Below are 13,226 nucleotides of genomic sequence, written 5' to 3'. Positions count from 1 at the left end.
TCCCGAATTAGGGTAAACTACTTGAAAAGTATACACTTGCTGTAATTTTGGTGTATAGTTATTCTTTATCTTTCATTTTATGTATAAATATGTCAACTAATCAACAGCGATCAATAGCAGAAGTAGAATATGGAGCTGACTCCATCAAAGTTTTAAAAGGTCTTGAGGCAGTTAAGAAAAGACCTGGTATGTATATTGGTGATACTGACGATGGTTCAGGATTACATCATATGATTTACGAAGTCGTTGATAACGCCATAGATGAAGCTTTAGCTGGTCACTGTGACCTAATTAAAGTAATCCTAAATGCTAACGGATCTGTAACAGTACGTGATAATGGACGTGGGATACCTGTTGATATTCACGAAGAAGAAGGTATATCAGCAGCTGAAGTTATTATGACCCAATTACATGCTGGTGGTAAGTTTGATCAAAATTCTTATAAAATATCTGGTGGATTGCATGGTGTTGGTGTATCTGTGGTAAATGCTCTGTCAGAATGGTTAGAACTTAGAATTTGGCGAGATAATAAGGAATATTTTATAAAATTTAGAGATGGGGCGGCTGAAACGCCACTTGTACTAAAAGGAGAGTCCGTAGAAAAAAAGGGCACTGAGATTACTTTCCTTCCATCTATTACCACTTTTAGCTCAATTGAATTTAATTTTGCTACTGTAGAGCATAGACTTAGAGAACTAGCCTTTTTGAATTCCGGTGTTAGGATATTACTAAAGGATCATCGTTTTGCTGAACAACAAGAAGTAGAGTTTTGTTTTACTGGTGGTGTAGAAGCTTATGTCAAATATATAGATAAAGCTAAAACTTCATTACATAAATGTATATCACTTAATACCAATAACCAAGTAACAGGGATTACTTTCGAACTAGCTATGAATTGGAATGATTCATATCATGAAAATATTTTATGTTTTACCAATAATATAAGGCAGCGTGATGGTGGTACGCACCTTATTGCCTTTAAAGCCGCTCTTACTAGAGTTGTCACAACTTATATTGAGAATACTCAGCTTAACAAAAAAAATAAAGTAAATTTCACTGGTGATGATACGAGAGAAGGTCTCTCATGTATTTTATCAGTAAAAGTACCAGACCCTAAGTTTTCTTCACAAACTAAAGATAAATTAGTTAGTTCTGAAGTTCGGCCTATCGTAGAAAGTGCCGTATATACTAAGATTTTAGAATGGTTTGAAGAACATCCTAGTGACGCAAAAATAATTATTAATAAAATTATTGAAGCTGCAACTGCTAGAGAAGCAGCAAAAAGAGCAAGGGAATTAACTCGTCGGAAATCGGCTCTTGAAATTTCTAACTTACCTGGGAAACTTGCCGATTGTCAAGAGAAAGACCCTGCTCTTTCAGAGTTATTTATTGTGGAAGGAGACTCTGCCGGTGGTACAGCAAAGCAGGGTAGAGATAGGAAATTTCAAGCAATCTTGCCACTGCGAGGTAAAATCTTAAACGTTGAAAGAGCTAGATTTGATAAAATGTTAAATTCTGAGCAAGTAGGGACTCTAATAACAGCTCTTGGCACTGCTATTGGTAGTGAAGACTTTTCTTTGGATAAGTTAAGATATCATAAAATAATTATTATGACTGATGCTGATGTTGATGGTTCGCACATCAGAACCTTATTACTTACTTTCTTTTACCGGCATATGCGTCAATTAATTGATAAAGGATATCTATATATAGCTCAGCCGCCTTTATATAAAGTAAAAAAAGGTAATAACGAGCTTTACTTGAAAAATGAACAAGCTCTGCAAGAGTATTTAATCAAATCTACTATTAGTGATGCAACAATTATGTTGTATAATGGAGCAGAGATCATTGGTAATGATCTTGAGGGAGTAATAAAGGGGATTATCAGGTTTACTACGTTACTTGACCAAGTAAGCAAAAAATTTAATAGGCAAATTGCAGAATGTCTAGCTATAAAAGGTTTATTAGGTAATCAAATATTTGATGAAAATAAAACGAATGAAATAAATCAGGCTTTAAATATTTTAAATCTTGGTGATATCACACCTGATAAGACAGACTGGCAGTTTATAGTTAACGCAAATAATATAGAATTTTTCCGTTTTGTTCGTGGAGTAAAAGAAAGTAAAATTTTATCAAAAGAACAGCTTGAATCTTTTGAATTTATTCAGCTAGCTAAAGCATTTACCCCACTTGTAAATTTATTTATTGGACAAGCAAAGCTGTTGATCAAAAACCAAGAATATATTATTACACTGCCTAGTATGTTGCTAAATTATATATTAGAAAGCGGCAAGAAAGGTATAGCTATTCAACGTTTTAAAGGTCTTGGAGAGATGAATTCCGATCAGTTAGGAGAGACAACATTAGATCCACAAAAAAGAACTTTACTGCAAGTTAAAGTACATGAGCAAGATAGTGCCGAGATGATTTTTTCAACATTAATGGGAGATTTTGTTGAACCTAGAAGACAATTCATTCAAGCAAATGCTTTGAATGTAGTTAATTTAGATGTTTAAAACTCATAGGCACTACCGTTAACTAAGTTGTTATAGCAAAAAGTAGAAGTATATTGGGATACCATTCATCCAAATGGCGACTAAAAATAGATATCATCAAGATAGGTTGTGTAATGATGAAAAATTACTTGAACCAGATTAAATTGGGTATACTCTTCTGCTTTAAAGAATTGGCTTTTGCAAATACTTGCGGAGAATTCGCATACGAGCAACGGTTTACTACGCCTAGTCCTCTCACCCCTTGTTTTACGCTCCAATTCTCCAAATCATTTGAGTATATTAAGATTGTATTCATGGTGTTCATGGGCTTTTTCGCTTTTGAAGCAAATGCTCAAATTGTACAAGCATCTTCGGTTAACGAGATTAAAACATATGCTTCTCAATTTGATGGCGAAAACACTCTTATTTTATTTGACCTCGATTATGTGCTGTTTGTACCACGGGATAGCGTGTTGAGATATGCGGGCGAAAAAGACAATTATCGCTCAAAACACCTCAAAGCCATCTTTAAAGATTTCCAAGGAAAAGAGATTGTACTTAATGGGCGTAAAGTACCGATGGCTGAGTATTTAACTAGTCAGATTTTGTCTTCTATTAAGGTTGAATTGCTTTCTCTAGACATGCCAAATTTTGTTAACGAACTTGATGCTCAAAAAATGACTATTGTTGGGTTTACGGCCAACAGCAGTGGGAACTATGGTATCGTTCAGAATGAAGCACAACTTCATTTATCACGCTTAAAGTCTCTTGGATATCATTTTAAAGATAATGGTGATTTATTAAAGGAGGACTTTCCTAAATGTATCTCTCGTGTTATATTCACGAACAAAATAGATAAAGGGAAAGTGCTTTTAGGTTTCTTGGAGCAATTAAATAAAAATTACAAAAATATCATTTTTGTCGATGACCACTTGAAAAATCTAATTTCAGTGCAAAATGTACTTAAAGATAAATATCCTCAAATTAATTATCTAGGTATTCATTATACTGAACTCAAAGATAAAAATGAGGTATTAAATCAGGATATAGCAGATAAACAGTTTCAAGTATTATCCCAAGATCATATATGGCTGAGTGACGATGAGGCACAAGCTCGACTGAAGATGAGGTCCATCCGAAATTCTGATTAAAAGGGATCAAATTTCAATTCTAGTTAACCACCTCTCTCTTACTCAAGGCATTTTGTACAATATCTATGTTCTCTGATAGTGATTTTTTGTCCGAAAATTACACTATCACATCTTCCGATTTTTTGCTCCTACTTAGAAATGTTCACAAAGGCTAATTTTATAATTCACATTTAACCTAACTTTTCTTTACATTATTCAACTTTGGCTTTATTCCTCATTTGTAATAAAACTGAGGCTTGTTTATCACTTAACCAAATAGATTGAGTTTTAAGAAAATTTTGCTGCAAAGTAGAAATATTGTTTGTAAATTTTTGTTCTACAAATTTATCATAGCTATATTCTACTAGCACTATTTTACCAATCTGATTTTCTAGGTGTTTTTCAATAGAATCTAAATTTTGAGGTTTATCGTCTATCACCACTATCTTGCTATAGGCAGTATGTTGTTGATCAAGGTATGCTTTGAGAACTAATCCCTTTTCATATCCTCTTGCAAAAATAACTCCCTCAATGGCTTTTGGCTGGGGTCTTTTTTGTTTATCAATTTTTATTTGACCGTGATATCTTTTATCAAACAATAATCCTTTATCTTTAAGCATATCAACACGATCTTGTTCCTGATCAAAATATGGATTATTTGATCCCATTGATGTTAAGGCAATAACGTCGTAACCATTGAACTTTAGAAACCAAAAGTGTTTCATTAAGCTTGGTTCAATTAGCTTATATTCCATCTGAGCAGCTATAAGTGCATATATATTTTTTCTCTGAGCTAGACCTTGTGATTTTTCAATGTCATCAAGAAATTTATGACGTACTTCACGATTATTATGGCTTAAATAGCTGTCCTTAGGACAAAGAATAACTCCATCAATATCAAATACAATTAGCGTATCTTTACCTTTTATGGGGTCATTTTTAATTTGATCAACTAAATTATCAAAAGAATGTAGCTTTATTCTTTCAATACTTGCAAATGCTTCTATTACGATAAATTGCAAAATTAGAATTATTAAAGTTTTTCTCATAAAAATTCTCTATTCATATTTTTAATGATGATTATTATTAATATTCACACTTAAGTTGAGTTATTTTTGCTTATACTTTATAGTTATGCGTATAATACCAATTGCAATAATTAACACGGTGTATTTATCCAGTCTCTATACATAATTGATTTTACTAAATCTACATTATGAGCAAATTGATTCCAAGCGTAACTCAATGATAGGTAAGCCACTAGTTTGACTAGTGAGACCATCAAGGCTTGGCCTTTAGATTTAGTATAAAATAAAAAGTTATCATATATAACTTCTTTGGCTTGACGGTCAAAGGAGAAAATATATGACAACATACGAAAGTTTAAATCATTCTAAATGGGATTGCAAATATCATATTGTGTTTATTCCAAAGTGTCGTAAAAAAGAATTGTACGGGAAGGTTAGAAAATATCTTGGGAACGTATTCCATGAGTTAGCTTTTCAACGTGGGAGAAAGATCATAGAGGGGCATATGGTACAAGATCATGTGCATATGCTCATCAAGATTCCTCCTAAATATTCTGTAGCTGAAGTAATAGGCTATATCAAGGGGAAAAGTGCTATAGCCGTTGCTAGGCAGTTTGGTGGACGAAAACGTAATTTTAATGGAGAAAAGTTGTGGGCTAGAGGTTATGCGGTCTCATACCAATTGCAATAATTAACGCAGTGGTGTAAAATGGGTTTTTACCTGATAAAGGTACTCAAATGGCTAGGTTAATATTACCGCAAGGTTTTCATGGTCATGATTTTATAAAAATGATGAAACATGAGCCGCATGGTCGAAATCGTATACGTTTATTGGCGATGTATTACCTTCAATTAGGCAAATCTTTTAAAGCCATATCTGAAATAGTGAAGTCACACTGGAAAACTGTGCAATCATGGCTCAGAAGATTTAGGAATCATGGTTTTGAAGGATTATTTGAATCACAAAGAAGCGGTGCCCCTAGGAAGATTAACACTATACAAGAGTCTGCTCTTTTTGATAAAATCAATACGCTCAGTGAAAGTAAAACTGGTGGGTATATAACTGGAAAGGAGCTACATATCATGTTACTTGAGGAATATGGTGCTAAATGTACTTTAAAAACAGTCTACAATACTATGCACCGCCTTGGTTTTAGCTGGATTACTTCTCGTTCAATGCATCCAAAGTCAAATCAAGAGACTCAAAATACATATAATACCAATTGCAATAATTAACGCAGTGGTGTAAAATGGTTTTTTAACTGATAAAGGGTACTCAAATAGCTAGGTTAATATTACCGCAAGGTTTTGAAGGTCATGATTTTATAAAAATGATGAAACATGAGCCGCATGGTCGAAATCGTATACGTTTATTGGCGATGTATCACCTTCAATTAGGAAAATCTTTTAAAGCCATATCTGAAATAGTGAAGTCACACTGGAAAACTGTACAATCATGGCTCAGAAGATTTAGGAATCATGGTTTTGAAGGATTATTTGAATCACAAAGAAGCGGTGCCCCTAGGAAGATTAACACTATACAAGAGTCTGCTCTTTTTGATAAAATCAATACGCTCAGTGAAAGTAAAACTGGTGGGTATATAACTGGAAAGGAGCTACATATCATGTTACTTGAGGAATATGGTGCTAAATGTACTTTAAAAACAGTCTACAATACTATGCACCGCCTTGGTTTTAGCTGGATTACTTCTGGTTCAATGCATCCAAAGTCAAATCAAGAGACTCAAAATACATATAAAAAAACTTCCCAGACATGCTAACAGAATTATTACCAAAAAATATCGATAGATGTAAAGTTGATATATGGTCTCAGGATGAAACTCGAGTTGGGCAACAAGGTAGCTTAACTCGTATATGGGCTAAGCGTGGCACTAGACCCCGTAAAGTTCGGCAACAGCAATTCATTTCAACATATATTTATGGAGCTGCTTGCCATGATACAGGAGAAGCTTTTGCATTAATTTTACCATATGCAAACACACAGGCAATGAATAAATTCTTAGAAGACCTTTCTCGCAGTATTCAAGGCAACCGACATATAGCTTTACTAACGGATAATGCAGGTTGGCACACAGCCAAAAGACTAACTGTGCCAAGCAATATCACTTTGATACCGCTTCCGCCGTATGCACCGGAACTTAATGCAATGGAACAAGTTTGGGAATGGATCAAAAATCATTTCTTGTCTAACCAATGTTATGGTGTATATGAAGATATCGTCACTATGGCTTGTTACGCTTGGAATCAATTTGCTCATAATGTAGATTTAGTAATAGAGACTGGATAAATACACCATGTTAATTATTGCAATTGGTATAAAAAAACTTCCCAGACATGCTAACAGAATTATTACCAAAAAATATCGATAGATGTAAAGTTGATATATGGTCTCAGGATGAAACTCGAGTTGGGCAACAAGGTAGCTTAACTCGTATATGGGCTAAGCGTGGCACTAGACCCCGTAAAGTTCGGCAACAGCAATTCATTTCAACATATATTTATGGAGCTGCTTGCCATGATACAGGAGAAGCTTTTGCATTAATTTTACCATATGCAAATACACAGGCAATGAATAAATTCTTAGAAGACCTTTCTCGCAGTATTCAAGGCAACCGACATATAGCTTTACTAACGGATAATGCAGGTTGGCACACAGCCAAAAAACTAACTGTGCCAAGCAATATCACTTTGATACCGCTTCCGCCCTATGCACCGGAACTTAATGCAATGGAACAAGTTTGGGAATGGATCAAAAATCATTTCTTGTCTAACCAATGTTATGGTGTATATGAAGATATCGTCACTATGGCTTGTTACGCTTGGAATCAATTTGCTCATAATGTAGATTTAGTAAAATCAATTATGTATAGAGACTGGATAAATACACCGTGTTAATTATTGCAATTGGTATAATATATTCTTTAAAAAGTACATTATTTAATATGCAAGGAAAATATCATGAGGCTTTAGAATATGTAGATAAAATTATTGAGCTGTTTATAAAAAATGGATCGCATATTAATGACCCATACTTTACTGGGGTTTACATACCTAGAGCAAAGATATTGAATTCCCTTGGTAGATATCAAGAAGCTTATGCTCAAGCTCAACAGTTATATTATATACATAAGCCCATAAAGAATGAAGATAATGAAATATTTGCAAATATTTATACAGAAATGGCGAGAAGTATATTAGGTTTAAATAAAGTAGATCAAGCTTATGAATATATTAAAAAAGCTATTTCCATATTTTTAGCAAGTGAAAATAGCAATTCGAAGCAAACAAATTATTCTAATAATTTCAGCTTGGCATCTAGTTATATAGTACAAGGTGATATTCTATTTACCCAAAATAAGCTAAAGCAGGCTATAGAATCTTATAAAAAAGCATTTGTTATATACCATTATTTATATAGAGATAGAAGTAAAAATATTGCTCAAGTAAGTGATTTATATAATCATGCAGCAAAAGCAGCTTGTAAAATCAAAGATTTATATAATTATAAATTCTTTGGTAAACCGCAAGTTAAAGAATTTGGCATACATCACCCTAATACAGTTGATATGTTTGAATATTGCAAACAATATAACATGGATTTGTGGAGCAAGAACAATTAAACATTAAGGTTGCTGTTGACAGATCATCTTTAGGTTAAAGAATAGATTTTTAATTTTTAGTTGTAATTTTTAAATCACTATGATATTAATATTTGTAATTATTTTACTGGATTTTCCTCGTATGTTACTTTATAAATTTAATTTAATTTTATTAAGCTGATTCTAGAAATGAACGTTATAGACAAAGAAAGAGCATTGCTTGCTGCAGTTAGCCAAATTGAAAAAAGTTACGGCAAAGGTTCTGTCATGAAACTCGGTCAACGTCCTGCTGTAGATGTTGAGGCAATACCAACAGGATCGCTAGGGCTTGACTTGGCACTCGGTATAGGTGGGTTACCCAAGGGAAGAATTATTGAAATTTTTGGGCCGGAAAGTTCGGGAAAGACCACTTTAACTCTACATATGATTGCTGAAGCACAGAAGAAAGGTGGTACTTGTGCTTTTATTGATGCAGAACATGCTTTAGACCCAGCATATGCCAAAAAACTTGGCATAAATATTGACGAGCTTATTATTTCTCAACCAGATACTGGAGAGCAGGCACTTGAAATAACTGATACTCTAGTACGCTCTGGAGCTATTGATATGGTCGTTATAGATAGTGTCGCTGCTCTTGTGCCTAAAGCAGAGATTGAAGGGGAAATGGGTGACTCTCATATGGGGTTACAAGCTAGATTAATGAGCCAAGCACTTAGAAAACTCACTGCATCAATTTCAAGAACTAATTGTATAATTATTTTTATTAACCAAATTAGAATGAAAATAGGAGTCATGTTTGGTAGTCCAGAAACTACCACAGGTGGTAATGCTTTAAAATTTTATGCCTCAGTAAGGCTAGATATTAGAAGAATTTCAACAATCAAGGATAAAGAAGATATAGTAGGAAGCCAAACTAAGATTAAAGTTGTTAAAAACAAAGTCTCTCCACCGTTTAAAACGGCAGAATTTGATATAACGTATGGTAGTGGTATTTCTAGAGAAAGCGAGATAATTGATCTTGGTGTTAAATTTGAAATAATAGAAAAATCGGGGTCTTGGTTTTCATATAATGACACTCGTATAGGTCAAGGTAGAGAAAATGTTAAACATTACCTAAGAGAACACCCTGCTATCTGCTCTGAAATAGAACAACTAATTCGTCAAAAATCTTCTCATAATACTAGTGTTACTTTTGATAGCAAAACAATAACTATAGAAGAGGAAGAATAGAAATGATAGATTTAACTGCTAAAAAATCTCTAATTACAGGAGCATCTGGGACAATTGGTGGTAGCATTGCTAAGCTATTCCACTCTCTTGGTAGTCATGTGATAATTAGTGGTAGTAACCAAGAGAAACTACAAGAACTTGCAAATAACTTAAAAGATAATTATACGATAGTACCATGTAATCTAGCAAATATTGATGAATGTACTAACTTGGTGTCTAGTCTTGAGCAAATCGACATTTTAGTTTGTAATGCCGGAATCACTAAAGATATGCTGGCAATAAAAATGTCCAATGAAATGTTTGATCAAGTTATAGATATAAACTTAAAAGCTAGCTTTATTCTAAATCGTGAAGCGATAAAGAAAATGATGAAAACTCGTTATGGTAGAATAATTAACATATCATCTGTGGTTGCAGTTTCCGGCAATCCAGGACAGGCAAATTATTGTGCTTCCAAAGCTGGTTTGATCGGTATGACAAAGTCTCTAGCAATTGAGGTAGCAAGTAGGGGTATCACAATTAATGCAGTTTCTCCTGGTTTTGTTAAATCAAACATGACTGATAAATTAAACGAAGCTCAAAAAGAGGCTATAATGCAAAAAATTCCTCTTAGAACTTTCGGAGAAGCCGAAGATGTTGCAAACGTAGTAGCTTTCCTAGCAAGCGACAAAGCTTCCTACATCACCGGTCAAACTATCCATGTTAATGGTGGAATGTTGATGATATAATTGAAGAAGTGAAATTATTAAATGGAGCGACGCCTATTGTAATAGGCGAGCGAAGACGATGCTACCTACTTCTCATCAGTTGACCTATAGTAACCTCAACCTCAGTTCGATATAAGAATTAATAATTCTTATATCGATACTTGCTTTGTTATAAGGAAAAATGCACTCTTGAAGCGGCTGACGCAAGTACATTTTAACTTTTTTCATCATTCAATATGTGATTTTAATAATTAAAATCACATATTGAATGGAGTGTTATAGTAGTAAATTATTGTTCGTGCATGCACACCTCAAAGTTTTGCGATAGCTTTTCTTGAAAGCGGAAGAGTATACTCTTCTGCTTTCAAGGATATTCTCTTAGTAGGTAATTAAATTCTGCACCATATATAAAAATCATGTTAATAATATAAAAAAATATTAAAGTCACTATTATACTACCAAGTGAACCATATATTATACTTAATTGGTTATAATATATTATATAGGTAGATAATAAATATCCACTTATCACCCATAAAATTACCGTTAATAAAGCTCCAGGAACTACGTCTGTAAAATTTAATTTTGCATTAGGGATTATATAATATAGTGATGAGGAGGTAATAAATAATGAGCAGAAAATGATAACATATCGAAAAAGGGTTAAAGTGTGCTTATGTTCTTCTATCATTTGTAAAATTATTGGTAGTTTTGTTAATATTATTGGTACTATAATAAGAATAAGCATGGCAAAGGTAATGAATATACTGATTACTAAAAACTGTGCTATGCTAAGTAATCTTCGCCTTATGTAGGTGGGAGGAGATTTTATCTCATATACCCTATTTAAAATTGTTCTTAAACATTCAACAAAAGATGAAGCAGTCCAAATACTTCCCATTATTGCTAAGGTCATTAGGCTCTGAGGAGGAGTTTTCCCAAGTTCATTTATCCTAGTTTTTATTGAGTCAGTAGCCAGTTCTGGCATACTTTCAAGAAGAATAGTGATAAAATTCTTTCCAAGTTCTGATGCTCCAACAAAACTTGTTAGTGCTAACAAAAAAACTAAAAAAGGAAAGATCGTTAGGAGTACCATAAATGACATATACCCTGAATGTTCAACACCATCGTGTTCAATTGTTCTAAAGGCTGCCTGATATAGGCATTTTATAATTCTTTGCATCAAGTAACTTTCTTTTGTTTTATATAATCATTCAAGTATATATATAAAATTCAACATTATCACTTATTTATATTAAGTATATTTTTTAAACCTCAATAGAACCTAAATTATTCTAGCCAGTTTTGTATTAAAATTTTTAATTTTAATACAAAACTGAAGTTTTAACATTCTGCAATAATTCTTTAAAAATCATAGTTAATTCTATGATTTTAATTTTTTTAGTCTTATTCTATCTAGAATAGTAAAAAAAGGTTAAAAAAATACGATAAAAATGAAATTATAATTTACAAGGTTGCTAAGTATCTATAAGATCAGTATAATTATATAATAGTTAAAAAATATTAAGTACTACTTGTACATAAACAAAAAATATAATCAATATTTACTGATAGTAGACAGTTTACATGTGGGTATTCCTATGTGAATTGTTGGCTTTCTAGGTTATATAATATATGACAGTAATCTTTTTATTTGTTAATAATCTATTATATTCTTAAAATTTAATAGTTCATACATAAAGGAGTTAATTATGGTACGAAGAAATGACTACATACAAAAAGTTGATCAATTTATAGGTGGGAAAATCTATTCTTTAAGGCTTGCCAAAGGGTTGTCACGTCAACAACTTGCAGAGGTAATAGAGGTAACACATCAGCAGTTACAAAAATATGAGAAGGGTATTAATAGAATATCAATAGGTAGGTTGGTTCTTATTGCTAAAGCATTAGATAAAAATATCGATTATTTCTATCAAGGTTTAGAAGATGCTGACAATGTCGAGCCTGTGCTTACTCAACATCAGCGTATGTGTATAGAAGTATCAAGGAATTTTATGAAAATTCGTAACTCAGAACATCAGCAAGCAGTTAATGCATTGATACGTTCTTTGATTAAAGAAGATTAGGTAAAATGAAAAAATCATTGGTTCGTTATGAAACTAATAGTTGACAGAGATAAAAGAGTATAGTAATTGGATACGAGTAGTTAATAGGAATTAAGTAGCTATTTAAAAGAAAATAATTACATATTAATCAAAGATGTTTATGCCAATTATTATTTTAGTAGCACCTCAAATGGGTGAGAATATTGGTGCTACTGCTAGAGCAATGAAAAATTTTGATGTTTCAGAGTTGAGAATCGTTTCACCTAGAGATGGTTGGCCGAATGAACAGGCACGTAGTATGGCGGTATCAGCAGTAAATATCATAGATAATGCTAAGATTTATGATAGTTTGGAAGCAAGTATAGAGGATATTGATTATTTATATGCAACAAGTTCAGCAACACGTAATATCAATAAAAACTATGTTCTATCAGAGAATTTAAGTCAGGATTATCCTACAGGTCTTAAAGTCGCTATCATGTTTGGTCGTGAAAATTGTGGTTTGCGAAATAGAGAAATTACTTATGCCCATAAAATTATTAACATTAATACAGGAGGTTTTAGTTCTCTTAACATTGCACAGTCAGTAATTATTATATGTTATGAGCTATTTCGTAATAAACAGCTGAGAATAAATGTTAATAATGAACAGGACGTAGCATCAAAAGGAGAATTAGGATATTTCTTTGAACATTTGTTTACTGAATTAAACAAAAAGAATTTCTTTAAAGTGCCTGAGAAAAAATTACACATGACTCAAAATATTATGAATATTTTTACTCGTATAGATAAATTATCTAGTACAGAACTACAAACTTTAAGGGGGATAATTACAACCCTAAGTTCATAAAAATAACTAATCTAGTCAATGTTGTTAAAAACTCGTTGCTTTTATAAAAAAAATAGCTATAGTTCCACTTGTTGCCGCTTAATAGTGAAAGTGGTAT

At 32.7% G+C, this 13,226-nt stretch carries 14 protein-coding genes and 1 pseudogene; 12 read left to right on the top strand and 3 right to left on the bottom strand.

Annotated elements, in window-relative coordinates:
* The first annotated feature begins 89 nt into the window (after window positions 1-89).
* Window positions 90-2,519 carry a DNA topoisomerase (ATP-hydrolyzing) subunit B gene (gyrB, locus tag AAHM80_RS03980; RefSeq protein ID WP_342260346.1) on the top strand — a complete coding sequence of 810 codons (2,430 nt, stop codon included), beginning with the start codon at window positions 90-92 and terminating at the stop codon, window positions 2,517-2,519.
* 113 nt (window positions 2,520-2,632) lie between these two features.
* Window positions 2,633-3,649 carry a DUF2608 domain-containing protein gene (locus tag AAHM80_RS03975; protein ID WP_342260345.1) on the top strand — a complete coding sequence of 339 codons (1,017 nt, stop codon included), beginning with the start codon at window positions 2,633-2,635 and terminating at the stop codon, window positions 3,647-3,649.
* Window positions 3,650-3,840: 191 nt separating this feature from the next.
* Here the strand turns inward: AAHM80_RS03975 and AAHM80_RS03970 are convergent, their stop codons facing one another.
* Window positions 3,841-4,677 (bottom strand): DUF2608 domain-containing protein, encoded by an 837-nt coding sequence (locus AAHM80_RS03970; protein ID WP_342260344.1) that lies wholly within the window; start codon window positions 4,675-4,677, stop codon window positions 3,841-3,843.
* A gap of 110 nt (window positions 4,678-4,787) precedes the next feature.
* Window positions 4,788-5,000, bottom strand: coding sequence for a hypothetical protein (locus tag AAHM80_RS03965; protein WP_342260343.1), 213 nt, complete (start codon window positions 4,998-5,000; stop codon window positions 4,788-4,790).
* On the opposite strand from AAHM80_RS03965, the pseudogene tnpA reads away from it, so the two are divergent.
* The 8 genes and pseudogenes from tnpA to fabG all read left to right on the top strand — a co-directional run.
* A pseudogene (gene tnpA / locus AAHM80_RS03960) lies at window positions 4,994-5,332 on the top strand (IS200/IS605 family transposase); the annotation flags it as partial. The gene AAHM80_RS03965 and the pseudogene tnpA overlap by 7 nt on opposite strands.
* A gap of 62 nt (window positions 5,333-5,394) precedes the next feature.
* On the top strand, window positions 5,395-5,892 hold the full coding sequence (locus tag AAHM80_RS03955; protein WP_342259730.1) for a helix-turn-helix domain-containing protein: 498 nt from the start codon (window positions 5,395-5,397) through the stop codon (window positions 5,890-5,892).
* Between the two features lie 95 nt (window positions 5,893-5,987).
* Entirely contained in the window at window positions 5,988-6,437 is a 450-nt protein-coding gene (locus tag AAHM80_RS03950; RefSeq protein WP_342260342.1) for a helix-turn-helix domain-containing protein, read from the top strand.
* Complete coding sequence (locus AAHM80_RS03945) at window positions 6,431-6,964, top strand: IS630 family transposase (protein WP_342260341.1); 534 nt, start codon at window positions 6,431-6,433, stop codon at window positions 6,962-6,964. The genes AAHM80_RS03950 and AAHM80_RS03945 overlap by 7 nt, the downstream gene beginning before the upstream one ends.
* A gap of 47 nt (window positions 6,965-7,011) precedes the next feature.
* Entirely contained in the window at window positions 7,012-7,572 is a 561-nt protein-coding gene (locus AAHM80_RS03940; RefSeq protein WP_342259384.1) for an IS630 family transposase, read from the top strand.
* Entirely contained in the window at window positions 7,566-8,297 is a 732-nt protein-coding gene (locus AAHM80_RS03935; protein ID WP_342260340.1) for a tetratricopeptide repeat protein, read from the top strand. Before AAHM80_RS03940 ends, AAHM80_RS03935 begins: the two co-directional genes overlap by 7 nt.
* Before the next feature lie 168 nt (window positions 8,298-8,465).
* Entirely contained in the window at window positions 8,466-9,506 is a 1,041-nt protein-coding gene (recA, locus tag AAHM80_RS03930) for a recombinase RecA (RefSeq protein WP_341754970.1), read from the top strand.
* A 2-nt stretch (window positions 9,507-9,508) separates the two neighbouring features.
* Window positions 9,509-10,234 (top strand): 3-oxoacyl-ACP reductase FabG, encoded by a 726-nt coding sequence (gene fabG / locus AAHM80_RS03925; RefSeq protein ID WP_342260339.1) that lies wholly within the window; start codon window positions 9,509-9,511, stop codon window positions 10,232-10,234.
* Between the two features lie 343 nt (window positions 10,235-10,577).
* Here the strand turns inward: fabG and AAHM80_RS03920 are convergent, their stop codons facing one another.
* Complete coding sequence (locus tag AAHM80_RS03920; RefSeq protein ID WP_341747244.1) at window positions 10,578-11,396, bottom strand: YihY/virulence factor BrkB family protein; 819 nt, start codon at window positions 11,394-11,396, stop codon at window positions 10,578-10,580.
* A 529-nt stretch (window positions 11,397-11,925) separates the two neighbouring features.
* On the opposite strand from AAHM80_RS03920, the gene AAHM80_RS03915 reads away from it, so the two are divergent.
* Together AAHM80_RS03915 and AAHM80_RS03910 are read left to right on the top strand one after the other, a co-directional pair.
* Window positions 11,926-12,300: a helix-turn-helix domain-containing protein gene (locus tag AAHM80_RS03915; RefSeq protein ID WP_341747243.1), complete on the top strand. Its 375-nt coding sequence runs from the start codon at window positions 11,926-11,928 to the stop codon at window positions 12,298-12,300.
* A 139-nt stretch (window positions 12,301-12,439) separates the two neighbouring features.
* Entirely contained in the window at window positions 12,440-13,129 is a 690-nt protein-coding gene (locus AAHM80_RS03910; protein ID WP_341751669.1) for an RNA methyltransferase, read from the top strand.
* Window positions 13,130-13,226: the final 97 nt, after the last annotated feature.

This window comes from Candidatus Tisiphia endosymbiont of Metellina segmentata (assembly GCF_964030715.1).
Classification (GTDB): Bacteria; Pseudomonadota; Alphaproteobacteria; order Rickettsiales; family Rickettsiaceae; genus Tisiphia.
This window is presented reverse-complemented; position numbering and strand designations above follow the sequence as displayed.

Coding starts and splice junctions, on each gene's coding strand:
- fabG (WP_342260339.1), top strand. CDS start 9,509: ATGATAGATTTAACTGCTAAAAAATCTCTAATTACAGGAGCATCTGGG.
- AAHM80_RS03970 (WP_342260344.1), bottom strand. CDS start 4,677: ATGAGAAAAACTTTAATAATTCTAATTTTGCAATTTATCGTAATAGAA.
- AAHM80_RS03950 (WP_342260342.1), top strand. CDS start 5,988: ATGATGAAACATGAGCCGCATGGTCGAAATCGTATACGTTTATTGGCG.
- gyrB (WP_342260346.1), top strand. CDS start 90: ATGTCAACTAATCAACAGCGATCAATAGCAGAAGTAGAATATGGAGCT.
- recA (WP_341754970.1), top strand. CDS start 8,466: ATGAACGTTATAGACAAAGAAAGAGCATTGCTTGCTGCAGTTAGCCAA.
- AAHM80_RS03975 (WP_342260345.1), top strand. CDS start 2,633: ATGATGAAAAATTACTTGAACCAGATTAAATTGGGTATACTCTTCTGC.
- AAHM80_RS03940 (WP_342259384.1), top strand. CDS start 7,012: ATGCTAACAGAATTATTACCAAAAAATATCGATAGATGTAAAGTTGAT.
- AAHM80_RS03910 (WP_341751669.1), top strand. CDS start 12,440: ATGCCAATTATTATTTTAGTAGCACCTCAAATGGGTGAGAATATTGGT.
- AAHM80_RS03915 (WP_341747243.1), top strand. CDS start 11,926: ATGGTACGAAGAAATGACTACATACAAAAAGTTGATCAATTTATAGGT.
- AAHM80_RS03955 (WP_342259730.1), top strand. CDS start 5,395: ATGGCTAGGTTAATATTACCGCAAGGTTTTCATGGTCATGATTTTATA.
- AAHM80_RS03920 (WP_341747244.1), bottom strand. CDS start 11,396: ATGCAAAGAATTATAAAATGCCTATATCAGGCAGCCTTTAGAACAATT.
- AAHM80_RS03945 (WP_342260341.1), top strand. CDS start 6,431: ATGCTAACAGAATTATTACCAAAAAATATCGATAGATGTAAAGTTGAT.